At 76.5% G+C, this 23,176-nt stretch carries 22 protein-coding genes; 7 read left to right on the top strand and 15 right to left on the bottom strand.

What is annotated here, in order from left to right; genetic code table 11:
- Nucleotides 1–6: 6 nt before the first annotated feature.
- From ACZ462_RS14405 to ACZ462_RS14360, 10 genes are read right to left on the bottom strand one after another with little or no spacing between them, the layout of a single operon-like run.
- Entirely contained in the window at nucleotides 7–1,080 is a 1,074-nt protein-coding gene (locus ACZ462_RS14405) for a glycosyltransferase family 9 protein (protein ID WP_467807919.1), read from the bottom strand.
- Nucleotides 1,077–2,498, bottom strand: a complete 1,422-nt coding sequence (gene rfaE2 / locus ACZ462_RS14400) for a D-glycero-beta-D-manno-heptose 1-phosphate adenylyltransferase (protein ID WP_467807918.1) — start codon at nucleotides 2,496–2,498, stop codon at nucleotides 1,077–1,079. Before rfaE2 ends, ACZ462_RS14405 begins: the two co-directional genes overlap by 4 nt.
- Nucleotides 2,495–3,277: a D-sedoheptulose-7-phosphate isomerase gene (locus ACZ462_RS14395; RefSeq protein WP_467807992.1), complete on the bottom strand. Its 783-nt coding sequence runs from the start codon at nucleotides 3,275–3,277 to the stop codon at nucleotides 2,495–2,497. Before ACZ462_RS14395 ends, rfaE2 begins: the two co-directional genes overlap by 4 nt.
- 60 nt (nucleotides 3,278–3,337) lie before the next feature.
- Nucleotides 3,338–4,615, bottom strand: a complete 1,278-nt coding sequence (locus ACZ462_RS14390) for a glycosyltransferase (RefSeq protein WP_467807917.1) — start codon at nucleotides 4,613–4,615, stop codon at nucleotides 3,338–3,340.
- Nucleotides 4,612–5,577, bottom strand: coding sequence for a glycosyltransferase (locus tag ACZ462_RS14385; RefSeq protein ID WP_467807914.1), 966 nt, complete (start codon nucleotides 5,575–5,577; stop codon nucleotides 4,612–4,614). The genes ACZ462_RS14390 and ACZ462_RS14385 overlap by 4 nt, the downstream gene beginning before the upstream one ends.
- A complete protein-coding gene (locus tag ACZ462_RS14380) occupies nucleotides 5,574–6,671 on the bottom strand; it encodes a glycosyltransferase family 9 protein (protein WP_467807990.1) in 1,098 nt (365 codons plus the stop codon). The genes ACZ462_RS14385 and ACZ462_RS14380 overlap by 4 nt, the downstream gene beginning before the upstream one ends.
- Nucleotides 6,668–7,342 (bottom strand): D-glycero-alpha-D-manno-heptose-1,7-bisphosphate 7-phosphatase, encoded by a 675-nt coding sequence (locus ACZ462_RS14375; protein WP_467807912.1) that lies wholly within the window; start codon nucleotides 7,340–7,342, stop codon nucleotides 6,668–6,670. The genes ACZ462_RS14380 and ACZ462_RS14375 overlap by 4 nt, the downstream gene beginning before the upstream one ends.
- Nucleotides 7,339–8,403 (bottom strand): glycosyltransferase family 2 protein, encoded by a 1,065-nt coding sequence (locus ACZ462_RS14370; RefSeq protein ID WP_467807911.1) that lies wholly within the window; start codon nucleotides 8,401–8,403, stop codon nucleotides 7,339–7,341. Before ACZ462_RS14370 ends, ACZ462_RS14375 begins: the two co-directional genes overlap by 4 nt.
- Nucleotides 8,400–10,064, bottom strand: coding sequence for a carbamoyltransferase family protein (locus ACZ462_RS14365; protein ID WP_467807909.1), 1,665 nt, complete (start codon nucleotides 10,062–10,064; stop codon nucleotides 8,400–8,402). Before ACZ462_RS14365 ends, ACZ462_RS14370 begins: the two co-directional genes overlap by 4 nt.
- Before the next feature lie 13 nt (nucleotides 10,065–10,077).
- A complete protein-coding gene (locus tag ACZ462_RS14360) occupies nucleotides 10,078–11,076 on the bottom strand; it encodes an NAD-dependent epimerase/dehydratase family protein (protein ID WP_467807908.1) in 999 nt (332 codons plus the stop codon).
- 424 nt (nucleotides 11,077–11,500) lie between these two features.
- Here ACZ462_RS14360 and ACZ462_RS14355 point away from each other — a divergent pair, with 424 nt between their 5' ends.
- Nucleotides 11,501–12,031, top strand: a complete 531-nt coding sequence (locus ACZ462_RS14355) for a SixA phosphatase family protein (protein ID WP_467807906.1) — start codon at nucleotides 11,501–11,503, stop codon at nucleotides 12,029–12,031.
- A 74-nt stretch (nucleotides 12,032–12,105) separates the two neighbouring features.
- Here the strand turns inward: ACZ462_RS14355 and ACZ462_RS14350 are convergent, their stop codons facing one another.
- Nucleotides 12,106–12,783: an STAS domain-containing protein gene (locus tag ACZ462_RS14350; RefSeq protein ID WP_467807905.1), complete on the bottom strand. Its 678-nt coding sequence runs from the start codon at nucleotides 12,781–12,783 to the stop codon at nucleotides 12,106–12,108.
- Between the two features lie 266 nt (nucleotides 12,784–13,049).
- On the opposite strand from ACZ462_RS14350, the gene ACZ462_RS14345 reads away from it, so the two are divergent.
- From ACZ462_RS14345 to ACZ462_RS14330, 4 genes are all read left to right on the top strand, one after another.
- Complete coding sequence (locus ACZ462_RS14345; protein ID WP_467807904.1) at nucleotides 13,050–13,481, top strand: ATP-binding protein; 432 nt, start codon at nucleotides 13,050–13,052, stop codon at nucleotides 13,479–13,481.
- A gap of 7 nt (nucleotides 13,482–13,488) precedes the next feature.
- Entirely contained in the window at nucleotides 13,489–13,830 is a 342-nt protein-coding gene (locus ACZ462_RS14340) for a hypothetical protein (protein WP_467807903.1), read from the top strand.
- A gap of 99 nt (nucleotides 13,831–13,929) precedes the next feature.
- Nucleotides 13,930–14,493: a DUF4396 domain-containing protein gene (locus tag ACZ462_RS14335; RefSeq protein WP_467807902.1), complete on the top strand. Its 564-nt coding sequence runs from the start codon at nucleotides 13,930–13,932 to the stop codon at nucleotides 14,491–14,493.
- A 50-nt stretch (nucleotides 14,494–14,543) separates the two neighbouring features.
- Nucleotides 14,544–15,167, top strand: coding sequence for a class I SAM-dependent methyltransferase (locus tag ACZ462_RS14330; protein ID WP_467882746.1), 624 nt, complete (start codon nucleotides 14,544–14,546; stop codon nucleotides 15,165–15,167).
- A 61-nt stretch (nucleotides 15,168–15,228) separates the two neighbouring features.
- On the opposite strand, the gene ACZ462_RS14325 is transcribed toward ACZ462_RS14330, so the two are convergent.
- The gene (locus tag ACZ462_RS14325) at nucleotides 15,229–15,645 is read right to left on the bottom strand and encodes a Fur family transcriptional regulator (protein WP_467807900.1); all 417 of its coding nucleotides are present in this window, start codon (nucleotides 15,643–15,645) and stop codon (nucleotides 15,229–15,231) included.
- 253 nt (nucleotides 15,646–15,898) lie between these two features.
- Here ACZ462_RS14325 and katG point away from each other — a divergent pair, with 253 nt between their 5' ends.
- Entirely contained in the window at nucleotides 15,899–18,130 is a 2,232-nt protein-coding gene (gene katG / locus ACZ462_RS14320) for a catalase/peroxidase HPI (RefSeq protein WP_467807898.1), read from the top strand.
- A gap of 60 nt (nucleotides 18,131–18,190) precedes the next feature.
- Here katG and ACZ462_RS14315 read toward each other — a convergent pair whose 3' ends face one another.
- Together ACZ462_RS14315 and ACZ462_RS14310 are read right to left on the bottom strand one after the other, a co-directional pair.
- The gene (locus ACZ462_RS14315) at nucleotides 18,191–20,536 is read right to left on the bottom strand and encodes a SpoIIE family protein phosphatase (protein WP_467809977.1); all 2,346 of its coding nucleotides are present in this window, start codon (nucleotides 20,534–20,536) and stop codon (nucleotides 18,191–18,193) included.
- A gap of 256 nt (nucleotides 20,537–20,792) precedes the next feature.
- Nucleotides 20,793–21,143: a hypothetical protein gene (locus ACZ462_RS14310; RefSeq protein WP_467809975.1), complete on the bottom strand. Its 351-nt coding sequence runs from the start codon at nucleotides 21,141–21,143 to the stop codon at nucleotides 20,793–20,795.
- 196 nt (nucleotides 21,144–21,339) lie between these two features.
- On the opposite strand from ACZ462_RS14310, the gene ACZ462_RS14305 reads away from it, so the two are divergent.
- Nucleotides 21,340–22,638: an AI-2E family transporter gene (locus ACZ462_RS14305; RefSeq protein WP_467809974.1), complete on the top strand. Its 1,299-nt coding sequence runs from the start codon at nucleotides 21,340–21,342 to the stop codon at nucleotides 22,636–22,638.
- 69 nt (nucleotides 22,639–22,707) lie between these two features.
- On the opposite strand, the gene ACZ462_RS14300 is transcribed toward ACZ462_RS14305, so the two are convergent.
- On the bottom strand, nucleotides 22,708–23,157 hold the full coding sequence (locus ACZ462_RS14300; protein WP_467808652.1) for an SRPBCC family protein: 450 nt from the start codon (nucleotides 23,155–23,157) through the stop codon (nucleotides 22,708–22,710).
- Between the last annotated feature and the right edge of the window lie 19 nt (nucleotides 23,158–23,176).

The raw sequence follows: 23,176 nt of genomic DNA, 5'->3' as shown, positions 1-23,176 counted from the left end.
CGGGTGTCAGGCCCGGGCCGGCGGCTCGGGGAGTGCGCGTACGGCCGCCAGGGCCTCGGCGGCGGAGATCCGCAGCAGCCGGGGGTCGGGCAGCCTGCCGTGGGCGTCGCCCGGGCGCAGCGGGTCGTCGTACGGGGACGGGTGCCACAGCACGCGGTGGGGGCCGCCGGGCGGGGGTCCCCACAGGCGGGGCGCCACCGGCCCGAACAGGACGACGGAGGGGGTGCGCAGCGCGGAGGCGAGGTGGGCCACGCCGCTGTCCCCGGCCACGACGCAGCGGGCGTGCGCGACGAGCGCGGCGAGCCGGCCGAAGGGCAGGTCCCCGTCGCCGCCGGCGACCGCGTCGGGCCCGAGGCCCGCGCGGGCGGCGACGCGGCGGGCGAGCGGGCCCTCGCCGCGGCCCGCGACGACCACGACGCGGTGCCCGTCCCGGGCCAGGGCCCGGCCGACGGCGGCGAACCGCTCGGCCGGCCAGCGGCGGGCCGGGGCGTCCGCGCCGGGGTGCAGGACCACGGCGCCGGGCGCCGGCGAGGGCTCGGCGGGGAGCGGGAGGGCGAGGTCGTCGGGGTCGGCGTGGAGGCCGTACCAGCGGAGCATGCGGCACCACCGGTCGCGTTCGTGTTCGTCGGGGCGCCAGCGAGGGCCGGGCGCCCGCGGCCGGTCGGGGGGTGCGAAGACGAGGAGGCGGCGGGGCCGCAGGCCGGCGAGCAGCATCCGGGAGGGCGGGCCGCAGCCGTGCAGGTCGACGGCGACGTCGGGCGGGGGGCCGGGCCAGGGCAGGGCGGCCGGCACGCCGCGGCCGGGGGCGTGGGCGGGCAGCAGCCGGTCCACGGTGCCGAGGGCCCGGACCGCGTCGGCGAGGCGTTCCGGCGCCGCCAGGACCAGTTCGTGCTCCGGCAGGGCGTTCCGCAGGGCGCGCAGGGCCGGGACGGCGGTCAGCAGGTCGCCGAGGCCCAGCGCCCGCAGCACGGCGGCCCTGGGGGGCGTGGCGCGCCGCCGGCGGCGCCGCGGCGGGGATGCGGCCGGGCCGGTCGCGGCGGGGGCCGCGGCCGGCCCGGCGGGCGGCGGGGCGACTGTCACGGGACGCCGGCCCCGGCCTGCCCGGCCGCCGAGGCGCGCGCCGCACGCCTGGCCAGGCCGGTGGTGGAGCGCCCGTCGAGGTAGGGCAGGACGACGGCCTGCCCGCCCCACGACCGCACCTGGGCCGCCTCGGGCAGGTCGTCGACCGCGTAGTCGCCGCCCTTGACCCAGATGTCGGGCCGCAGCAGGGACAGCACCTCGGCGGGGGTGTCCTCGTCGAACGGGAGGACGGCGTCGACGCTGCCGAGCGCCTGGAGCACCCGGGTGCGGTCGGCGAGCGGGGTCAGGGGGCGGCCCGGTCCCTTGAGCCGGGTCACGGACGCGTCGGAGTTCAGGCACACGACCAGGCAGTCCCCGATCCGGCGGGCGCTGTCGAGCAGGCCCACGTGGCCGGCGTGCAGCAGGTCGAAGCAGCCTCCGGTCGCCACGACCGTGCCTCCGCGCGCCCGGACCTCCCGTACGAGGGCCAGGGCGTCGGAGCCGTCGGGGACGGCGGGGGCCGGCTCGGGCCGGCGCCACAGGGCGGCCTTGGCGGCCCCTCCGGCGGCCACGAACGCGGCCGCCTCGGTGACGGCGTGCCAGACCGCCTCCTCGGGGAGGGCGCCGTCGGCGAGGGCGGCGGCGGTGTGCGCGGCGAAGCAGTCGCCGGCGCCGCACGTGTCGCCGTACGCCCGGAACGGCGCGGGCACGAGCAGCGGCGCGTCCGCGTGCGGACGGGTCAGCAGGGCGCCCCGCTCGCCGAGGGTGACGGCCACCGAGGCGGCCCGCCAGCGGGCGGCGAGCAGCGCGCCGCGGCGGGCGTACGCGCCGAGGGATCCCCCGCTGCCCTCCTCGGGGCACAGCGCGCGGGCCTCCGCCGCGTTGGGCGTGACGAGGCGGGCGCCGGGGACGGGCGGCCCGCCGCGCGGGTGGGGGTCCCACACCAGCGGCACCCGCCGCGCGGCCTGCGCGAGCAGCGGCCGCAGAGCCTCGGCGGTGCCGCGGCCGTAGTCGGCGACGAGGACGGTGTGCGCCGCGGCGAGCAGCCCTCCGCACTCCTCGGGGGCGGGCCCGGCGCGGCCGCCGCCGCGGTCTATGCGGACCACGGGGCGCCCGGCGGCCAGGACGCGCGTCTTGACCGGGAGGGTGCCCTCCAGGGGCAGTTCCAGGAGCCGGATCCGGCCGCGCAGGGCCTCGCGGACGCGGCGGCTCGCGGCGTCCCGGCCGAGCGCGGTGACCAGGACCACCTCTCGCCCGGAGCGGGCGGCGGCCAGGGCGGCGGCGAGTCCGGCGCCGCCGGGCCGGGAGCGGTCGGACGCGACGTCGACGACGGGGACGGGCGCGTCGGGCGCGAGGCGGTCGGCGGCCCCGTCGATGTCCCGGTCGAGGAGGACGTCGCCGACGACGACCAGGGGGGCGTCCCACGCGGGTGCGGTCACGGCGTCCTCCCGGGCACGGCGGGGACGGGCCGGCCGTCCGGTGGGCCCGCGGCGGGGCGCGCGGCAGGGCGGGCGGCGGCGGGACGCCCGGCGCGGGCGGCGGCCCGGCCGGCCCGTACGGTCCCGGGGGGCCGCGCGGCTTCGGCGGTGTCCCGGTCCAGGGCCTCGTCGAAGGCCTCGCACAGCAGGTGCACGGCCACCAGGTGGACTTCCTGCACGGTGGCGGCCGTGTCGGCGTCGACGCACAGCGCCTCGTCGCAGGCACCGGCGAGCGGATTCGGGGCCGGCCCGGTCAGGGCCCAGGCCCGCAGTCCGTGCTCGCGGGCCGCGGCGGCGGCCGACAGCAGGTTGCCGCTGCGGCCGGACGTCGACAGGAGCAGGGCGATGTCGCCCGGCCGGCCGTGGGCGGCGACCTGCCGGGCGAAGACCTGGTCGTAGCCGTAGTCGTTGCCGATGGCGGTCACGCTGGAGCTTTCGGCGTGCAGGGCGATAGCGGAGAAGGGGGGCCGCTCCCGGCGGTACCGGCCGACCAGTTCGGCGGTCAGGTGCTGGGCCTGCGCGGCGCTGCCGCCGTTGCCGGCGGCGAGCAGCCGGGCGCCGGCCGGCAGGGCGCGGGCGAGTTCGCCGGCCCACCGTTCAAGCAGGCCGGTGCTGTCGCGGCACATCCGCTCCAGGGCGGACTGCAGGGAGGTGCAGTGGGCTCGGACGGCCGTGGGGGGCGGGGAGCCGGGGCGCGCGGGGCCTTCGGGCTCGCGCTGCGTGCGGGGGTGCGGGTTCATGGTGGGGGCCGGCCCGCGGGTCGCGGTCGGCCTCACCTCCTTCCGGTCGCGCGGGACGGTTCAGGCGGGCGCGGGGCGGCGTGCGCCGAGGGCGGCTGCGGCGGCCCGGGAGCGGCGTTCGAGGACCGACCGGTACGAGGCCTCGGTGGCGGCGGCGACACGGTCCCAGCCGTAGCGGGCGACGGCCCGGCGGCGGGCGGCCGTCCCGTACTCGGCCCGCAGCAGCGGGGCGGTCAGCAGCCGGGACACGGCGCGGGCCAGGGCGGCGGGGTCGCCGGGCGGCACCAGCAGCCCGGTCTCCCCGTGGACGACCGTGTCCAGCTGGCCGCCGACGGCGCTGGCGACGACCGGACGGCCGCAGGCCATCGCCTCCAGCGGGACGATGCCGAAGGGCTCGTAGTCCGCGGGGCAGAGCACCACGTCGGCGCTGCGCAGCACGGCGGGGACGTCGGCGCCGCTGAGGCCGCCGGCGAAGCGGACCCGGTCGGCGACCCCGGCCTGCCGGGCGGCGGCGCGCAGCCGGATCACCTCGGGGTCCCGGTCGAGGTGCCCGGCGGGCGGTCCGCCGACGACGACGAGCTCGGCGCCGGGGAGCCGGGACAGGGCGGCGATGGACACGGCGGCGCCCTTGCGGGGCACCAGCCGGCCCAGCTGCAGCAGCCGGTAGGGGTGTGCAGGGTCCCGGGGGGCGGCCGGGCCGTCGGGGTGGAACCGCGCCGGGTCCACACCGCAGGGCACCACGTCGGCGCGGTCCTCGGGGACGCCCATCCGGATCAGCTCGCCGACCTCGTCGCGGCAGGTGGCGAGGATCCGGTCGCAGCGCAGCCCGATGTCGCGCTCCCGGGGGATCCGCTGTGCGGGGCTGGTGTCGGCGGCGCCCTGGTGGCGCCGCTTGACGGTGCCGAGGGCGTGGTAGGTGTGCAGCACGGGGACGCCGAGCGCGCCGGCCGCGGTGAGCGAGGCGACCCCGGACATCCAGTAGTGGGAGTGCACGGCGTCCGGCGGTGCGGCCCTCCAGTCGGCCAGCAGCCGGGCCGCGAAGGCGCCCATGTGCGGGAGCAGTTCGTCCTTGGGCACCGGCTGCGGCGGCCCGGCGTCGACGTGGTGGACCCGAACCCCGGGGCGGAGTTCCGCGGTGTCGGGCAGGCCCCGGGAGTCGCGCCGCGTGTGGACGGTGACGCGGTGGCCCCGGTCGGCGAGGGCGCCGGCCAGGCAGGCGACGTGGACGTTCTGCCCGCCCGCGTCGACCGTGCCCGGTGCGGCCAGCGGGCTCGCGTGCTCGGAGACCAGGGCGATCGACAGCGGGCGGCCGCGGTCGTAACGGGCGGGGGGCGTCATGACCGTACCTCCGTGAGCAGGTGCTCCCAGTCGGACAGGAAGCGTTTGAGGCCGTACCGGTCGAGCGCGGCCCGGCGGGCGCGGGCGCCGTCCTCCACGGCGGCTTCCGGTTCGTTCAGGTAGTGGCGGGCCGCGCGGGCCAGCTCCTCGGGACGCGTCGACAGGACCCCGGTGCCGGGCGGGACGGCGGCCACGGCCTCGGTGGCGGCCAGCGCCACCACGGGCATGCCGAGGTGCATGGCCTCCAGGAGGGACAGCCCGAGCGAGGTCCAGCGGACGGGGTGCAGGTACAGGCGGCGTTCGGCCATGGCGGTGTGCAGCCGAGCCTGGGGCAGGTCGCGGCCGCGGCAGCGGTCCGGGTCCAGTCCGAGGTGCCCGGCGAGGCCCTCGGTGCGCATGCCGAACACGTCGAGCGGGGCAGCTTCGCTGAGGGCGGGCAGCAGATCGGTGCCGGTGTACCGGCCGCGCCGTACGGGGTCGTTGACGACGACGGCCGCCCGGGCCAGCCGGCCGGTGTAGCGGTGCCCGGGGTCGACGATGCCGTGCTCGATCACCCGGGTGCGGGTGCTGCCGGAATCCCAGAACAGCCGGTTGAAGTGGGTGACGTGGACGAGGACGGTGTCGTCGCGGTCGGCCGCGGGATGCCGGGTGGAGGGAACCGAGCCGTCGGGGGCGTTGTGCTCCAGGTAGACGGCCCGCACGTCCCTGCCGGGGCGGCGGCCGCCGAGCCACTGCTCGGCGAGCCGCCACTCGTGCGGGCGCTGGAGGACGACCACGTCGACGGGGGTGCCGGCGAGCTGCTCGGGCGTGACCTCGCGGACCGATTCGGGCCAGTCGAAGGTGCGGGCGCGGCCGAGGCCGTCCGGGCCGCGGTCGGGGGTGACGGGCACCAGGTACGTGTGGGGACCCTGGACGAAGGCGGTGGTCCATGAGCCGTGCACGTGCCACAGGAGGATGTTCACCGTGCTGCTCCTAGGTCGGGGGCTGCTGCGCGGCGGACGCCGGCGGTCGCGCACCGGTCGCGGTCGGACGGGCGGCCGGGCGCGGCGCCGAGGAGCGAGGCCACGGCCGCGAGGACCTCCTCGTCCCGTACGGAGTCCAGACAGGGGTGGCCGGGCACCGGGCAGGTGCGGGCGCGGGTCGCGGCGCACGGGGCCTGCTGGTCGCCGAGCAGGACGTGCGGGACGCCGTACGGGCGCCAGCGCTCGGCGGGCACCACGGGCGCGAACAGGCAGGCGACGGGGGTGCCGACGGCGCTGGCCAGGTGGGCGGGGCCGGTGTTGCCGGTGACGACCGCCCGGGCGCCGGCCAGCACTCCGGCGAGCTCGTGCAGGTCGCGGGTGCCGCCGCCGAGGTCGAGGGCGTGCCGGCCGGCGACTCGGGCGGTCAGCTCCCGCTCGGCGGGCCCGCCGGTGACCACCACGCGGTGCCCCGCGGCGTGCAGCGCCGCCACCGCTCCGGCGGCCCGTTCCGGGCTCCAGGCCCGGGCCGGGACGGCCGCGCCGGGGTGGACGACGAGGTAGGGGTCGGGGCCGGTGAGGCCGACGGTCTCGGGCGGCTCCAGGATCCGCAGCGCTCCGTCGTCGCCGGGGGGCAGCGGGTAGCCGAAGTCCCGCGCCAGGTCGAGGGCGGCTTCCGCCTCGTGGCGGCCGGGCCGGCGGCGGTGGCGCAGGGAGAGCAGCGAGCCGGGGTAGTCGGTGCAGTCGGCGGCGGTCTCCTCGATCCCGGCGAGCGCCAGCAGCAGGGCCGCGGGCAGCGGGCTCTGGTGGTGGGAGACGAGGATCAGCGCCCGGTCGAAGCGGTCGGCGGCGAGCGCGTCCAGCAGCAGGTCGCACTCCTCGCGGGAGGTCCGCGGCGGCGCGAACCCCACCCACGGCGCGTGGTGGACGAGGATCCGCTCGACGCCGGGGAGCAGCGCGGCAGCAGGGGCGCCCTGGGGCCCGCACAGCATGGCCGTGTAGGAGGAGCCGGCCGCGACGGCGCGGACGGCGGGGCCGGACAGGAGGACGTCGCCGGCGCTGTCGAGGCGCACGACGAGGGTGCGCGGGAGCCTCACCACGGCCTGCCTCCCGGGTGGGCGGCCGACCGGCCGGGGGCCGGGCCGGGGCGGAGGGCGAGTGCGAGTGCAAGGCGTACGGCGGCCAGCAGGTCGGGGGCGGTGTGGCGGGCGGCCCGGACCTCCTCGGGGCGGGTCGCCGGTGTGGGCACGAGGACGGCGTGTGCGCCGGCGGCCCGGGCGGCGGCCGCGTCGGCGCCGATGTCGCCGATGACGACGGTGCGGTCGGGGTCGGCGCCCAGGGCGGTGCAGGCGGCGAGGACGAGGCCGGGGGCCGGCTTGCGGCAGCGGCAGCGGTCCTCGGGCCGGTGAGGGCAGACGGCCCACGCCCCGAACGGGCCGAGGATCGCGTCGACGCGGTCGGCGACGGCGCGGACCTGGTGGCGCGTCAGCAGGCCGCGGCCGACACCGGACTGGTTGCTGACGACGCCGGTGGGCACGCCCAGCCGGCGCAGGACCGCCACGGCTTCGCGCGCGGTGGGCACGGGCCGGACGAGGCGGGGGTCGCCGTTGTAGGGGACGTCGTCGACGAGGGTGCCGTCGCGGTCGAAGAGGACGGCCTGGGGCAGGCCCCGGTGCGCCGGTCCGGCCGCCGGGGGCCCCGTCCACAGCCAGGGTCCGCCCCGGCCGGGGTCGGGCGGTGCCGCCGGGGCCGGGGTGCGGGCGCTCACGGCGCACCTGCCGGGGCGGCGGCGGTGTGCCGCCCGGCCGGGGAGGGGGCGGGCGGGGGGCCGGCCGCGGGGGTGGGCGGGACCCGCCGGTGCGCGGCGAGCGCGCGGGCCCAGTGCCAGGCGGCCGCGGGCGGGATCAGCAGGCTTGTCGCGGCCATGGTGAGGACCTCGTCACGGGTACGGGGCCCGGGCGCGATCCTGGCCGCGGCGAACTCGGCGGTGCCGGCGAGCCAGGCGGCCGCGCACCAGGCGGCGGCGCGGCGGCGGCCGAGGAGGGCGCACACCGCGGACGCGCAGGCGGCGGCGGTGACGGCCAGGTGCGCGGGGCGGCGGCCGAGCGGGGCGGCGGCGCGCCGCCGCCAGCCGCGCCCGTGGAGCCGGTCCATGAGGACGTCGTCGGCGTTGCCGGCCTGGGTGCGGACGGAGATCCAGCGGTCGGCGGGCCGGACGGGGTGCCGGGTGCGGCGGGTGCCCTCGGCGAGCGCCCAGCCGCCGGCCTGGAGGCGCAGGGCCAGGTCGGCGTCCTCGCGGAACGCCCGCCGGAACCGCTCGTCGAAGCCGTCGGCGGCGTGCAGGGCGGCGGTGCGGAACGCCATGTCCGCGGTGATCCACCGGGCGGTGGCCAGGCCGGCGGTGCAGCGCTCCCAGTCGGTGGGGCGCCGGTCCTCCGGCAGGGGCACCTCGATCCGGGCGGTGACCGCGGCGGTCTCCGGACCGGCGGCCGCGAGGTCGCGGGCGAGCGCCTCGGCCCAGTCGGGGCCGGGCACCACGTCGTCGTCGAGGAAGACGACCCAGGGGACGGGGCCTGCGGCGCGCCAGCCGGCGTTCCGGGCGGCGGCGGGCCCGCGGGCCGCCCCGGGCACGACGAGGGTCCGCGCCGCCAGTGCCTCGGGGACGTCCAGGGGCGGCAGGGTCCCGCCGGGGCCCGGCCGGTCGTGGACGACGACGATCCGGCAGGGGCCGGGGCCGCGGGTGGCGGCCAGGGCCTCCAGGCAGGCGGTCAGCTGGGGGCGGCCGACGGTCGGGATGACGACGGCGTAGCGGGGCGCGGGTGCCGTCATGCGGACCACCCCTCGGGGGACGTGCGGAACATGGCGCCGCGGCGGACGGCGTACGGGCCGATGGCGAGCAGGTCGACCGGCGAGGAGCCGAAGCACTCCAGGGCGTCGTGCGGATCGTCGACCATGGGCCGGCCGGCGGTGTTGAGGCTGGTGTTGACGACGACGGGCAGCCCGGTGAGCCGCTCGAACGCCTCCAGCATGCGGGCGACGAGGGGTTCGCGGGCGGCGTCGACGGTCTGGATGCGGGCGGTTCCGTCGACGTGGACGACGGCCGGGATCCGCTCGGCCCAGCCCGGCCGCACGTCGTGCACGAACAGCATGTACGGGCTGGGGAGCGGGCCGTCGAAGAGCTCGGCGGCCCGGTCGGCGAGGACCATTGGGGCGACGGGCCGGAACTGCTCACGGCCCTTGACGTCGTTGAGCCGTTCGAGGTTGCCGGCGTGCCCGGGGTGGGCGAGCAGCGAGCGGTGCCCGAGGGCGCGCGGCCCGTACTCGGAGCGGCCTTGGAACCAGGCGACGACGGCGTTGTCGGCGAGGGCCTCGGCGACGGCGGCGGCGATGTCCGGGGGGCGGTCGAAGGGGACGCCCGCGGACTTCAGCCAGGCCCCGAGCTCGGCGTCGGACCATTCGCGGCCCAGGTCGGCGCCGTCCATCGGACGGGTGTCGTCGCCGGCGCCGGCGGCCAGGAGGAGGGCTGCGCCCAGCGCCGTACCGGCGTCGCCCGCGGCGGGCTGGACCCACACCCGGTCGAACGGGCCCTCGCGGGCGATCCGCGAGTTGGCCACGCAGTTGAGGGCGACGCCGCCGGCCAGGGTGAGCGTCCGGTCGCCGGTGCGGCCGTGGAGCCAGCGCACCAGGTCGAGCAGGGTCTCCTCCAGCACGGCCTGCGCGGAGGCCGCGGTGTCGGCGTGCTCGCGCGTCCACGGCTCGTCGGGGCTGCGCGGCGGGCAGAACTCGTGCCAGGGGACGGCCGTGGCCCGGAACCCGCCGTCGCCGGTCGGGTGGACGTGGCGCCGCAGCTCGGGAAGCATCCGCGGGGTGCCGTACGAGGCGAGGGCCATCACCTTGAACTCGTCGGAGGAGCGCAGGAACCCGAGATGGGCGGTCAGCTCCTCGTACACGAGGCCGAGCGAGTGGGGGAGTTCCTGGGCGCAGAGGGGCTCCAGGGAGGCGCCGGTGCGCCGGGCCGCGAGGTGGGAGGCGCGTTCGCCGCGGCCGTCGAGGACGAGGACGGAGCTGCGCTCGGCCCGGTCGGCGGCGAACGCGGCGGAGGCGGCGTGCGCCATGTGGTGGGGGACGAAGCGGACCTTGGCGGGGTCGAGTCCGGGGAGGGCGGACGCCAGGAAGCCGGGGGCTTCGCGGGCGTAGGTCTGGCGGAGGTGGTCCCAGGGGTCGTCCAGTCCCATGGCGTCGGCGGCCCGGGCGAGCTGCGGGTCGTAGGAGTAGGCGACGGCGTCGAGGTCCTCCGGGCGGAGGCCGGCCTTGCGCAGGCACCAGCGGGCGGATTCGACGGGGAGTTCCCACGCGGAGAACGGCACGGGCCGCTTGCCGTGTTTGCGTCTGCTGAACCGTTCCTCTTCGGCGGCGGCCACGGTCCGGCCGTCGACGACGAGGGCGGCTGCGGGGTCGTGGAAGAGGGCGTTGATGCCGAGGACGCGCATGGCTGACCGTCCTTCAGTTTCCGGAGGGGCTCGGCGCGGAGCGGCGGTCCGGGCTGCCGTTGCGGGCCCGGAACCAGGCGATGGTCCGGCGCAGGCCGTCCGCCATGCCGGTGCGCGGCTCCCACTGGAGCTTCCCGCGGGCGAGCGTGATGTCGGGGCAGCGGACCGCCGGGTCGTCGACGGGGCGGGCGATGAAGCGTATCTGCGAGGCGGAGCCGGTGAGTTCGATGATGCGGCGGGCGAGGTCCAGCATGGTGATCTCGTCCGGGTTGCCGATGTTGACGGGGCCGCGCATGCCGTGGGCGGCCGCGGCGAGGATCCCGGCGACGGTGTCGTCGACGTAGCACAGGGAGCGGCTCTGCCGGCCGTCGCCGGTCACGGTGAGCGGCTCGCCGTCGAGGGCCTGCCGGACGAACGTGGGGACGGCGCGCCCGTCGTGGCCGCGCATTCCGGGCCCGTAGGTGTTGAACAGCCGGACGATGCAGGTGTCGGTGCCGTGGGCGGCGCCGTGCGCGGTGGTGAGCGCCTCGCCGAACCGCTTGGCCTCGTCGTAGACGCTGCGCGGCCCCACCGGGTTGACGTTGCCCCAGTAGGCCTCGCTCTGCGGGTGCTCGTGCGGGTCCCCGTACACCTCGGAGGTGGAGGCGAGCACGAACCGGGCGCCGCTGCGGCGGGCCAGCTCCAGGGCGTTGCGGGTGCCGAGGCTGCCGGCGTCCAGGGTGTGCAGCGGCAGCCGGAGGTAGTCGGCGGGGGACGCCGGGGAGGCCAGGTGCAGCACCAGGTCGGGCGGACGGTCGACGGTGAACGGCCGGCTGACGTCGACCCGGCGCAGCGTGAAGCCCGGGTGGCCGTGCAGGTCGGCCGTGTTGTCGGGCAGGCCGGTGCTGAAGTCGTCGAGGCAGGTCACGTCGGTGCCTTCGGCGAGGAGGGCGGCGCACAGGTGCGAGCCCACGAATCCCGCGCCGCCGGTGACGACGGCATGCCTCCAGCGGGGGTCCGGCAAGGGTGCCATGGGGGTTCTCCTCCGGGTCGGGCGCGGGGCCGGCCGGTACGGCCGCGACCCCGGGCGTGCCGTACGGCTGCCGTACGGCACGAGGCGCCGGACGGGGCCGTGAGCGGCCCTGCCCACACTGCCCGCGCCACCCGCCCCCGGCACGGCGGATGCGGCATCCGGGTGAGCCGCCGATCGGCGACCGGGACGTCAACCGCCTGCGGGGCTTCGCCCGACGAACCCGACCGCGGCGGGGAAACAACCGGCGTGAGCCGCCGCTTCGCAGGCGCTGTCCGGTTCGCGAAGGCCTTCGGGCGTCGGATCGGCCGGGACACCCCCGGCATGCACCGCCCCCGACCACACGGCCCCCGCCCCCACCCCACCCCGCGTTTGGCCCCCCGCCCCCCGGGCACACGCCAGCACCGGGGTGGAACGGAGGTGCGCCGTGAGTGGTAGCGGTGGGCGTGACCGGCGGCTGATCGTCGTCGTGCGGCATGGGAAGGCCGTGCCCAAGGATGCCGCGGACGATCCCGACCGGGATCTGACCGCGCGCGGTCGTCGCAACGCCGGCGAGGCCGGGCGGTGGCTGGAAGAGTCGGGGCACCGGGTGGACCTGGCCGTGTCCTCGACGTCGTTGCGGACGCGCCGCACCTGGCAGATGATGCTGCCGCACCTCTCCGCCCCGCCGCCGGCCTACTACACGGAGGAGCTCTACCACGCCGATGCGGGCGGGCTGCTCGCCGTACTGCGCCGGCAGGCTCCCGAGCTGTACGGGGTCCTCCTGGTCGGCCACAATCCGGCCGTCCACGAGCTGGCGGCCGCCCTGGCGGGGAGCGGCGACAAGAAGCTGCGCAAGCACCTCGACCACGCGTTTCCCACGTCCTCCGTCGCCGTGCTGACCGTGACCCGCCCCTGGGACGGGATCGGCCCCGGGACGGCCCGCCTGGCGGACCTGTGGACTCCGGGCGGCAGCTGATGAGCAGCCCGAGGCCCCGGAAGCGGCGTTTCGGCTGATCGTGTGCCCGCGCCGTCACGCCCCGCAGCAGGCTGTCATCTCGGCCCCCGCCGAGCCGCGGGCGGCCCGAACAGGGCCGTTCGTGCTCCGGGGGCCGCCGCCGAGCGGTGGCGTACGGTGCGAAGGCCCGCCCGGTGCAGGGCCGAGGCGACCGCCGCTCGGGCGAGGCGCTGTCCTGTGCCGTCGGCGGTGGCTCCGGAGGGGACAGCCGGCCAGGTCACCGTCGCCGTGGCCCCCTCGATGCGCACCCTGAGGGAGCCGCCTGCGCCCCGCAGGACCGGAGACGCTCCCCCGGGCCGTACGAGGACACGGCGCAGTTCGGTGGTGAGCAGGAGCGAGGGGCCCGCGGATGCGGGGTCGGCGGCGAGCCGGGTCCAGCGGGCAGTGGCTTCGAGGAGTTGCCGGACGAGGGGGGAGGCCGCGGTGACGCGGAGGGTGCCGCCCTTCTCGAGGGCGCGGGCGTGCAGGTTGAGCAGCAGGTGGAGGCCTGCGATGTCGCAGAAGGCGACGGCGGACAGGTCGAGGTCGACGCCCCCGGTTGAGGAGCCGAGTGCGGCGAGCAGGCTGCGCCGCAGGGGCGGTGCCGTGGTGTCGGTGATCTCGCCGACGACCAGGGCAGCGGTGCGGCCCCCGGGCAGGCCGTCGAGGGTGAGGAGCATCCGGGCCGGCGCGGGGGCCTGAACGCGGTGGTCGGGGTGCAGCGGAGCGATCATCGGGATCCCACCTCCACCCGTCCGGGGGTCGACAATGAAAATGCTCCGCGCCGCTGCGGAGGCCCCGCAGCCTCGGCAGCGAAACAGCGGGCCTTCGTCGTCCGCAGGACGAACCACCGGCTGTCGCACGTGTCGCCGGTTGCCGGTTTCGGCTCCGGCGGTCAGGACAGACGCTCCTGCGAGGGGCGCGCCCGACGGGTCGCCGCCGAGTGCGGGACAGGGGCAGCGCCGTCCGGGGTTTTTCGTGCCGGAGGGAGGACTGGGGCATGGGACCGCTCAGCGGGCACAGCAGCCTCACCTGTGAGGAGGCCCGGCGCATCGCCCGGGCCGTCCTGTCCGCGCGCGGCGTCGTGGGTTTCGACATCGACGCCGTGCTGCTGGTGGTGAGCGAGTTGGTGTCGAACGCGCGGCGCCATGCCGGCGGGACCACCGCGTTCCGGGTGCGCTGCCGGCCGCCGCGGGCCGTGGTCGAGGTCTCGGACGCGGATCCCCGGTTCCCCGTCGACCGGCCCTCCCCCGCGTCGGTTCCCGGCCGTTTCGGCTGGCAGATGGTCAAAAGCCTGGCGGAGCGCTTGGACGTGCGGGCGGGCGGCTCCGGCGGGGCCGGGAAGACGATCACCGTGGTGTTGGACGCGCGCACCGCCGACGAGGAGGGTGCGCGGCGGTTCGCAGCGCACCCCGCGGACGACAGGACGTAGGCCGCCGATGAGGGAGAACGAGGTCAAGCTCCGGGCGATCGCCGCGATCACGGCGGTGAGGTCGGGTGTCGAGGAGCAGCTGGTCTCCGATCTGCTGGGAGAGGCCATGCCCGCCAGCTTCGTCGTCCCTGCCGGGGCGACGGCGGCGGAGGCGGGCTGCGCGGTCCTGGAGCAGCTGTCCGAGCCGCTGAGTGCCCTGGTGAACGGCTTCCTGCTCGCTTTCGACGCGCTGGCCGATGCGCACGACGGCGGCGAGCCGATGGAGACCAGCGAGCAGATCCTCCAGCACTTGGCCCTCGTCCTGGCCATGGAGGATCCCGCGGAGCCGGAGGATCCGGAGACTCTGTGAACCTGCGAGCGGAATACCCCCGCGGGGTATTGCGTTCTCCGGCGTGGGCGCGGGGCACCCGCGTGTCCGACCGTCGGACGGGATGGGGAAGGTTGCGTCATGGACGGCAGCAGCGAAAGGGACCACGGTGGAGACCGCGGCCACATCGGCCACGTCGGTCAGATCGGCCACACGGGCCGGATCGGACACGCCGCACACCCCGGTCACGCCGGGCCCGTCGCCCACGCCGGGGCGACGTGGGGGACGGCTGTCCGGGCGACCCTCCACTGCCTGACGGGGTGCGCCATCGGCGAGATCCTCGGCATGGTCATCGGAACCGCCCTGGCCTGGGGGAACGTGCAGACGATGGTGCTGGCCATCGCCCTGGCGTTCCTGTTCGGGTACTCGTTCACCCTGTTCGCGGTGGTCAGGTCCGGCCTGACGCTCAAGGCCGCGGTCAAGGTCGCGCTGGCCGCCGACACCGTGTCGATCGCCGTCATGGAGTTCGTCGACAACGCCGTCATCGCCCTCACGCCGGGCGCCATGGACGCCCATCTGGACGACGGCCTGTTCTGGGCGGCGCTGCTGGGCGGCTTCGCGGTGGCCTTCGTGGTGACCACGCCGATCAACAAGTGGATGATCGGCCGCGGCAGGGGCCACGCCGTGGTGCACGCCCACCACTGACCGCCGCCGGCGGGGACCTGAAGGGGCCGCGCGCCCGGAGCAGTGCTGTGATGGACGGTGTGGAACGCGTCGTGCGTTGGGTCCTGGTCCGGGCGTTCGGCAGGCCGAGCGGGCTGCTGGGGCGGCTCGGCGGCCGTCTGATGGCTCGCGGCAACGCCGCCGCCGAGCGCCATGCCGTGCTGGTGGCCGCACCGGCCGAGCGGGACGTCGTCCTGGTCGTCGGCCCCGGCCCGGGGGTGGGGCTGGAGGCCGCTGCCCGACGTTCGGCCCACGTGGTCGGCGTCGACCCCTCCCCGGTGATGCTGGCCGCGGCCGGGCGCCGCTGCGCCGGGGCGATCGCGCGGGGCCGGCTGCGCCTGGCCGCCGGCACCGCCGACCGTACGGGGCTGCCGGACGGCTCCGTCGACATCGTGATGGCCGTGAACAACGTTCAGCTCTGGCCGGACGTGCCCGCAGCGCTCGCGGAACTCCGGCGAGTGCTGCGCCCGGGCGGCCGGATCCTGCTCTGTACGCACCTGAGGTGGCTGCGCGGGGGTTTGCCCACGCTCGCGGACAGCGTACGGGTGGCCGGTTTCGACTCCGTCCGCACCTGGACGTGGGAGCCGCCGGGCCGTATGGCGTCGACGGCGGCGCTGCTGAGCGCGGCCCGTCCGCGGGAGAGCCGCCGGCCGTGAACCGTCCTGGGGCGCGCACGCGGTATCGGCCGGGGCGCCGCCCTGCCCGCCGCCGCGCCCGTCACATCGCGGCGCAGGCGGGGCACAGGCCGCGGTAGACGATGTCGGCGCCGGAGACGGCGAAGCCGAACCGCTCGGAGGCGGGCAGCGCCGCCAGCGGGTCGCCGTCCGGGTGGACGTCGCGGATCTCCCCGCAGCCCGAGCACACCAGGTGCTGGTGCGGGCGGCGGGCGTTGGGGTCGTACCGTTTGGCGCGCCCGTCGGTCGCCACCTCGGCGACCTCGCCGAGCGCCACCAGTTCGCCGAGGGCGTTGTACACGGTCGCGCGGGAGACCTCCGGCAGCCGGGCGGTGGCCCGCGCCAGCACCTCGTCCGCCGTCAGGTGGACGTGCTCGCCGTCCAGCACCTCCGCGACCACCCGCCGCTGCGCCGTCATGCGCCAGCCGCGTGCGCGCAGCCGTCCCACCAGGTCGCTCATGCCCCACCAGCCTAAATGTGCATGTCCGAATGCCGAGTTGATTCGGATCTGGTTGCCGCATTGACTTGGACTTCGTCCATCGTAGGATCGCTTCCGGCGACAACCAAGGCCCGGGCGGACAGGCCGAGTTGGGCGTTCCGCGCCGTCCTGCCGGGACGCACCGGGCCGAGGCCACCCGCCGGAGCCCGTGCCCCGCCGTTCCACCGCCGGCAGTTCCTGAGCACCGCGATCCACCTGATCCGGAAGGATTCCCATGCCTGAGAACGATGACGCAATCGTCGTAGACGCGAAGACGGAAGGGGGCGGGGGCTGCCCGGTCGCGCACGGGCGCGCCCCGCACCCGACCCAGGGCGGCGGGAACCGCCAGTGGTGGCCGGAGCGGCTCAACCTGAAGATCCTCGCGAAGAACCCCGCCGTGGCCAACCCGCTCGGCGAGGACTTCGACTACGCCGCCGCGTTCCGGGCACTCGACCTGCCGGCCGTGAAGCGGGACATAGCCGAGGTGCTGACCACCTCCCAGGACTGGTGGCCGGCGGACTTCGGCCACTACGGCCCGTTCGTCGTCCGCATGGCCTGGCACAGCGCCGGCACCTACCGGATCAGCGACGGCCGCGGCGGCGCGGGCGCGGGCCAGCAGCGCTTCGCCCCGCTCAACAGCTGGCCGGACAACGCCAACCTGGACAAGGCCCGCCGCCTGCTGTGGCCGGTGAAGAAGAAGTACGGGCAGAGCCTGTCCTGGGCCGACCTGATGATCCTCGCCGGGAACGTCGCCCTGGAGACGATGGGCTTCGAGACCTTCGGCTTCGGCGGCGGTCGCGCGGACGTCTGGGAGCCGGACGAGGACGTCTACTGGGGTCCCGAGACCACCTGGCTCGACGACCGCCGCTACAGCGGCGACCGGGAGCTGGAGGAGCCGCTCGGCGCGGTCCAGATGGGCCTCATCTACGTCAACCCGGAAGGCCCCAACGGCAATCCGGACCCGGTCGCGGCCGCGCGCGACATCCGCGAGACGTTCCGGCGGATGGCGATGAACGACGAGGAGACCGTCGCCCTCATCGCGGGCGGCCACACCTTCGGCAAGACCCACGGCGCGGGCCCGGCGGACCACGTAGGTGCCGACCCCGAGGGCGCCCCGCTGGAGCAGCAGGGGCTCGGCTGGCACAACACCTTCGGCACCGGCAAGGGCGCCGACACCATCACCAGCGGCCTGGAAGGCACCTGGACGACCACGCCCACCGCCTGGGACAACAGCTTCTTCGAGATCCTCTTCGGCTACGAGTGGGAGCTGTTCGAGAGCCCGGCGGGCGCCCGCCAGTGGCGGCCCAAGGACGGCGCCGGCGCGGGCACCGTCCCCGACGCGCACGATCCGGCGAAGGCGCACGCCCCGACGATGCTCACCACCGACCTGTCGCTGCGCTTCGACCCGGTCTACGAGCGGATCTCGCGGCGCTTCCTGGCGGACCCCGCCGCGTTCGCCGACGCCTTCGCCCGCGCCTGGTTCAAGCTGACGCACCGCGACATGGGCCCCGTCGCGCGCTACCTCGGCCCGGAGGTCCCCTCCGAGACCCTGGTGTGGCAGGACCCGCTGCCCGAACGGACGCACGCACTCGTCGACGCCTCCGACATCGCCGGCCTCAAGGCCGCCGTGCTCGACTCCGGGCTGACCGTCGCGGAGCTGGTGTCGACGGCATGGGCGTCGGCCTCGTCGTTCCGCGGCAGCGACAAGCGGGGCGGCGCCAACGGCGCGCGCATCCGCCTGCAGCCGCAGATCGGCTGGGAGGTGAACGAGCCGGACCGGCTGGCCCGGGTGCTGCGGACCCTGACCGGGATCCAGGAGTCCTTCAACTCCGGCCGGACGGACGGCAAGGAGGTCTCGCTCGCCGACCTGATCGTGCTGGCGGGCGCGGCGGGCGTCGAGAGGGCCGCGCAGGAGGCGGGCTTCGCGGTGGAGGTCCCCTTCGCGCCGGGCCGGGTCGACGCCTCCCAGGAGCAGACCGACACCGAGTCCTTCGCCGCGCTCGAACCGGTCGCGGACGGCTTCCGCAACTACCTGGGCAAGGGCCACCGGCTGCCCGCCGAGTTGCTCCTGCTCGACCGGGCGAACCTGCTCACGCTGAGCGCGCCCGAGCTGACGGTCCTCGTCGGCGGCCTGCGCGTCCTGGGCGCGAACCACGGGGAGAGCGGGCTCGGGGTCTTCACCCGGACGCCCGGCGCGCTCACCAACGACTTCTTCGTCAACCTGCTCGACCTGGGCACGGCCTGGAAGCCGACCTCGCCGGACGCGCACACCTTCGAGGGCCGGGACGCCGCCACCGGCGAGCTGAGGTGGACCGGCAGCCGGGTGGACCTGGTCTTCGGCTCGAACTCCGAGCTGCGGGCGCTCGCCGAGGTCTACGCGAGCGACGACGCGAAGCGGAAGTTCGTGGACGACTTCGTCGCCGCGTGGGCCAAGGTGATGGACCTGGACCGCTTCGACCTCGTGTGACGGCCCGGCCCGGTCCGGGCCGGCCGGCGGCGCGCGCTGCCGGCCGGCCCGGACGGCCCGCTATGCGGGCGGCGGGTCCGGTTCCGCCGACCGGCGCGGGGGCAGGGCCTGCTCCGCCCAGATGACCTTGCCCGCGCCGGTGTAGCGGGTGCCCCACTGCTGTGTCGTCTGGGCCACGATGAACAGGCCCCGGCCCCCCTCGTCGTCGCCGGCGGCGTGCCGCAGGTGCGGTGAGGTGTGGCCGCTGTCGAAGACCTCGCAGATGAGGGTCTGGTCGCGGATCAGGCGCAGCCGGACGGGGGCTCCGGAGGCGTACCGGACGGCGTTGGTGACGAGTTCGCTGACCACCAGCTCGGTGGTGAACACCAGCTCGTCGAGCCCCCAGTCGCGCAGTTGGGCGGCTGCGGCGGCGCGGGCCCGGCCGGCGGCCCGCGGGTCGTCGTCCAGGTCCCAGGAGGCGACCTGCTGCCGGCCGAGGACCCGGGTGCGGACCAGCAGCAGTGCCGCGTCGTCCTCGGCCGGTCCCGGCAGGAGCGCCTCGACGACGTCGTCGCAGAGGTCGTCCAGCGGCCGGTCGTGCCGGCCGAGGACCGTGCCCAGGACGCCGAGCTGCTCGTCGAGGTCGCGGCCGCGGCCCTGGACGAGGCCGTTGGTGAACAGGGCGAGCAGGCTGCCCGGCGGCAGCGTCAGCTCCGCGGATTCGAAGGGAAGCCCCCCGAGTCCGAGGGGCGGCCCGGAGGGCAGCTCGGGGAACGTCACGGTGCCGTCCGGGCGGACGACGGCGGGCAGGGGGTGCCCGGCCCGCGACGTCGTGCACGTCCCGGACACGGGGTCGTACGCGGCGTACAGGCAGGTGACGCCGAATCCCCCGGCGTCGGGCAGCTCCTCCCCCGCGGTGCGCGGCGCGGCCCGCTCGTCGGTGTCCTGGGTGACGAGGTCGTCGAGGCGGGTGAGGAGTTCGTCGGGCGCCAGGTCCATGCGGGCGAGGACGCGCACGCTGGTGCGCAGCCGGCCCATGGTGGCGGCGGCGCTGAGGCCGTGGCCGACGACGTCCCCGACGACGAGGCCGACCCGTGCTCCGGACAGGGGGATGACGTCGAACCAGTCGCCGCCGACGCCGGCCCCGATGTCGGCGGGCAGGTAGCGGTAGGCGAGTTCCACGGCGGACAGCTGCGGCAGGAGCCGGGGCAGCAGGCTGCGCTGGAGGAGGAGCGCGGCCGCGTGTTCGCGGGTGTAGCGGCGGGCGTTGTCGACGCACACGGCGAGCCGGGCGGCGAGTTCCCCGGCGACGGCCAGCTCGCCGGGGTCGAAGGGGCCGGTGCGGTGCCGCCAGGTGAAGGTGACCCGGCCGAGGTCGGTTCCCTCGGTGCGCAGGGGCACGGTCAGCGTGCCCGGCTCGTGCGGGTCGGGCGCGGCGGGCGCCGCGGGGTGCTCGGGCGGCCACAGCCGGACGGAGGCGGTGTCGCCCTCGGTTTCGGGGCGCGGCCGTTCGCCGCGGAGGACGGCTTCCAGTACGTCGACGGTGACGGCGTCGGCGAACTCAGGGGTGGCGACGTTGGCGAACTCGTGTGCGGTGCGGCCCATGTCGAGGGTGGTGCCGACCCGCCGGGCGGCCCGTACGAGCAGGTCGAGTCGCTGCTGGGCGAGGTAGCGGTCGGTGATGTCGAAGGTCTCCTCGCACACCCCGAGGGGGGTGCCCTCGGGGCCTTCGAGCCGGTAGTAGGAGCACGACCAGACGTGGTCGCGGTCGGGGGCGGAGGGCGGGCGGCCCTTGTAGTGCAGGTCGGTGACGGGCCCACCGGTGGCGAGGACCCGGGCCATCACCTCCTCCAGGGTGCCGGGCATTCCGGGGGAGACGACCGCCCCGTCGGCGACCATGTCGTCCGGGCCGATCCCGGCGTAGTCGGCGGGTCCCATCTCCTTGCGGAGGGCCGCGTTGGTCCACACGACGCGGAGGTCGGTGTCGTAGATGGCCAGGCCGATCGGCGACTGGGTGGCGAGGCCGTGCAGCATCGACTGGAGGGCGTCCCAGTGGTCTGCGGCGTCGGCGTCGGCCATGGCGAGCAGGCGGGCGGGCTGCCGGCGGGCGGGGGCGGCGGGTCCGCGGTGGTCCTCGGACGCGGAGGTGAGGGGGTGGACGGCGACGGCGGTCCGCCGGCCGGGGCCGCCGTCGCGGTGGTGCAGCCGCATCACGGCCCGGAGGCCGGGTGTGAGCGGGGGCGGTCCGGGGTCGGCGGCGAGTGCGGCGAAGCGGCGGCCGAGGACGTCGGACGGGGCGTACCCGAGCAGGTCCGCGGCGGCGGGGCTCCAGCCGACGATGCGGCCTTCGCCGTCGAGGACCGCCACGGCCGCCCGGGACACGTCGAGGGGGCCGTGGAGGCCTTCGTAGCCGGCGGTCCCGTTCATGTGGGCTCCCTGCGGTGCGCGGGCCCGTCCGCGGCCGGGGGCGCACCGGAGCGGGCGCGTCGGCCGGCCGGCCGGTACGGAGTCCCGCGGGCGGTGGTCCGGCGCCGGATCACGCCTCTCTCCCGGTCACACAGCCAGGATCCCCCTCCTCCGGCGGGCGCCGCATCCGGACGCCCCGCGGAGTGCCCCGGACGGGCCCGCCGGAACACCCGGTCGGGACAGTCCGCGGCGGCCGTCGGCCGCGTGGTGCGGCCGGTCAGTGGACGACGGTGAAGCTGCGCCAGGGCAGGGTGTCGGGAGCGGTCACGTTCGCGCTGGACATGGGGATGTAGGTGCCCTCGTCGCTGCCTTCGACCTTCTGGCAGCCGGGGGTCCGGTACAGGATGACGTCGACGAGGGTGTTGTTCTCCACGTGTGCCGCTCCGCGGGGGAGGCGGATCCGGTGGCAGCCCTGCACGGGGGTGTTGGAGTACGTCAGCTCGACCGGGGAGTCGTGGGCCCGGAAGGTGAGTTCGCCGACGGTGGTCTTGCCGGCCGAGCAGGCCGTGGCCGCGAGCACGAGCAGTGCCGCCCCGGAGATGACGCCGGTACGCCGGAGGTGGGACATGGCTGGATCCTCGTCTGTGCGGTGATGGCGGGCCTTGACCGCAGCCTGACGCGGGCCGGGCCGCCGGGCATCCGCTGGGCACCCGCCCGGATGACGGCCGGACGGGGGACTCCTCCGTCCGCCCGGGCCGGTTCGGGCCCGCCGCCTGATCCCATGGATGCGGGGCAGACGGGTGGCGGACGGAAGGAGCGTGGGAATGCCCGGAATCCGGAACTGGCCCGGCCGTGTCAAGGCCGGCGCGACCGCGCTCGGCGAACGCCGGGCGCGGGTGCAGGCCCGCTACGACGCCGAGGAGCGGGCGGCACGGCAACGGGCGCGGGCCGAGGCCCGCCGGGACCGTTCGCGTGCCGCGGACCCGGCGGCTGCGGTGCCGTGGGGGGTGCGCGTCGCGGCGGAGGCCGGCTGGCGGTTCCTGGTGCTCGCGGCCGCCGTGTGGGTCGTGATGCAGGTGATCGGGTCGGTGCGGCTGGTCGTCCTGGCGTTCGTCGCGGCGCTGCTGGTCACCGCCCTGCTCCAGCCCACCGTCGCGCGGCTGCACCGGGCCGGGCTGTCGCGGGGGCTCGCCACCGCGGTGACGGCGCTGTGCGGGTTCGGCGTCCTGGGCCTGATCGGCTGGTTCATCACCTGGCAGGTGTCGGACAACCTGGGGAACCTGGGGGACCGGCTCCAGGAGGGCATCGAGGAGCTGAAGCGGTGGCTGCTGAACAGCCCGCTGCACGTGACCGAGCAGCAGATCAGCGATGTCGCGTCGAGCCTGAGCGATGCGATCGGGACGAGCACCAGCGAAATCACGTCGACCGGCCTGCAAGGCGTGACCGTCCTCGTCGAGGTGATCACGGGGATGCTCCTGGCGATGTTCTGCACGCTGTTCCTGCTGTACGACGGCCCGCGCATCTGGCGGTGGACGCTGGGCCTGGTGCCGGCCGCGGCGCGGCCCGGAGTGTCGGGCGCGGGCCCGCTGGCGTGGCGGACGCTCACCGCCTACGTGCGGGGGACGCTGATCGTCGCGTTCATCGACGCCCTGTTCATCGGGATCGGCATCTACTTCCTGGGCGTGCCGCTCGCCGTCCCGATCGCCGTCGTGATCTTCATGGCGTCCTTCGTGCCGCTGGTCGGCGCCGTCGTCTCGGGGGCGCTCGCCGTGGTCGTGGCGCTGGTGACGCAGGGCGTGTTCACCGCGCTGATGACGCTGCTGGTGGTGCTCGTCGTGCAGCAGATCGAGGGCCACGTGCTGCAGCCGTTCATCCTCGGGCGGGCCGTGCGGGTCCACCCGCTCGCGGTGGTCCTGGCCGTGGCGACCGGCGGGCTGGTCGCCGGGATCGGCGGGGCGGTCGTGGCGGTGCCGCTGGTGGCCGTCGCCAACACGGTGGTGGTCCACCTGCGGGCCCACGCGGGCGAGAACGGGGCCGCGGAGGCGGGGGCCGGCGGTTCCGGGGAGCCGTCCGCCGCGGGCTCGGAGCCGGAACCTCCCGCCCGGCCGGAGGACCCGGCGTAAGCCCGGCCCGCGGCCGGATCCGGCGTGCGGCCCGCGGGGGCGGGCGCCGGATCCGGCCGCACGGTCGTGTCAGACGCGGCCGCGCCACTCGCCGGTCGGCGTGCCGCGGTCCTCGATGAAGTGCTTGAACCGCGTCAGGTCGCCCTTGACCCGGCGGTCGACGAAGCCGAGCTTGTCGCCGATGTTCTCCGCCATCCCCTCGGGCTCGAAGTCCATCATGAGCGTGACCTGCGTGTGCGTCGGGTCGATCGGCTCGAACGTGACGACGCCGGACTGCTCGGCCGTGCCGCCCACGGTCACCCAGGCGACCTTGCGGTCGGGCACCTGCTCGGTGATCTCCGCGTCGAACTCCCGCTCCACGCCGGCGATCTTCGTCACCCAGTGGGTCAGCGTGTCCGTGCGCTGCTCGATCCGCTCCACACCGTCCATGAACTGCGGGAACGACTCAAACTGCGTCCACTGGTCGTACGCCGTCCGGACGGGGACGTCGACCTCGATCGATTCCTTCACATGCGACATGGCGTGTCTCCCCATTCTC

This window comes from Streptomyces sp. NPDC031121 (genome assembly GCF_055570615.1).
The sequence above is the reverse complement of the archived record's forward strand: the minus strand, read 5'-3'. Positions and strand labels throughout refer to the sequence as shown.

Bases quoted from the DNA above. Each gene is read 5' to 3' on its own strand.
- ACZ462_RS14395 (WP_467807992.1), bottom strand. From the start codon at position 3,277: ATGAACCCGCACCCCCGCACGCAGCGCGAGCCCGAAGGCCCCGCGCGC.
- ACZ462_RS14390 (WP_467807917.1), bottom strand. From the start codon at position 4,615: ATGACGCCCCCCGCCCGTTACGACCGCGGCCGCCCGCTGTCGATCGCC.
- ACZ462_RS14370 (WP_467807911.1), bottom strand. From the start codon at position 8,403: ATGACGGCACCCGCGCCCCGCTACGCCGTCGTCATCCCGACCGTCGGC.
- ACZ462_RS14365 (WP_467807909.1), bottom strand. From the start codon at position 10,064: ATGCGCGTCCTCGGCATCAACGCCCTCTTCCACGACCCCGCAGCCGCC.
- ACZ462_RS14360 (WP_467807908.1), bottom strand. From the start codon at position 11,076: ATGGCACCCTTGCCGGACCCCCGCTGGAGGCATGCCGTCGTCACCGGC.
- ACZ462_RS14350 (WP_467807905.1), bottom strand. From the start codon at position 12,783: ATGATCGCTCCGCTGCACCCCGACCACCGCGTTCAGGCCCCCGCGCCG.
- ACZ462_RS14345 (WP_467807904.1), top strand. From the start codon at position 13,050: ATGGGACCGCTCAGCGGGCACAGCAGCCTCACCTGTGAGGAGGCCCGG.
- ACZ462_RS14340 (WP_467807903.1), top strand. From the start codon at position 13,489: ATGAGGGAGAACGAGGTCAAGCTCCGGGCGATCGCCGCGATCACGGCG.
- ACZ462_RS14335 (WP_467807902.1), top strand. From the start codon at position 13,930: ATGGACGGCAGCAGCGAAAGGGACCACGGTGGAGACCGCGGCCACATC.
- ACZ462_RS14330 (WP_467882746.1), top strand. From the start codon at position 14,544: ATGGACGGTGTGGAACGCGTCGTGCGTTGGGTCCTGGTCCGGGCGTTC.
- ACZ462_RS14325 (WP_467807900.1), bottom strand. From the start codon at position 15,645: ATGAGCGACCTGGTGGGACGGCTGCGCGCACGCGGCTGGCGCATGACG.
- katG (WP_467807898.1), top strand. From the start codon at position 15,899: ATGCCTGAGAACGATGACGCAATCGTCGTAGACGCGAAGACGGAAGGG.
- ACZ462_RS14315 (WP_467809977.1), bottom strand. From the start codon at position 20,536: ATGAACGGGACCGCCGGCTACGAAGGCCTCCACGGCCCCCTCGACGTG.
- ACZ462_RS14310 (WP_467809975.1), bottom strand. From the start codon at position 21,143: ATGTCCCACCTCCGGCGTACCGGCGTCATCTCCGGGGCGGCACTGCTC.
- ACZ462_RS14305 (WP_467809974.1), top strand. From the start codon at position 21,340: ATGCCCGGAATCCGGAACTGGCCCGGCCGTGTCAAGGCCGGCGCGACC.
- ACZ462_RS14300 (WP_467808652.1), bottom strand. From the start codon at position 23,157: ATGTCGCATGTGAAGGAATCGATCGAGGTCGACGTCCCCGTCCGGACG.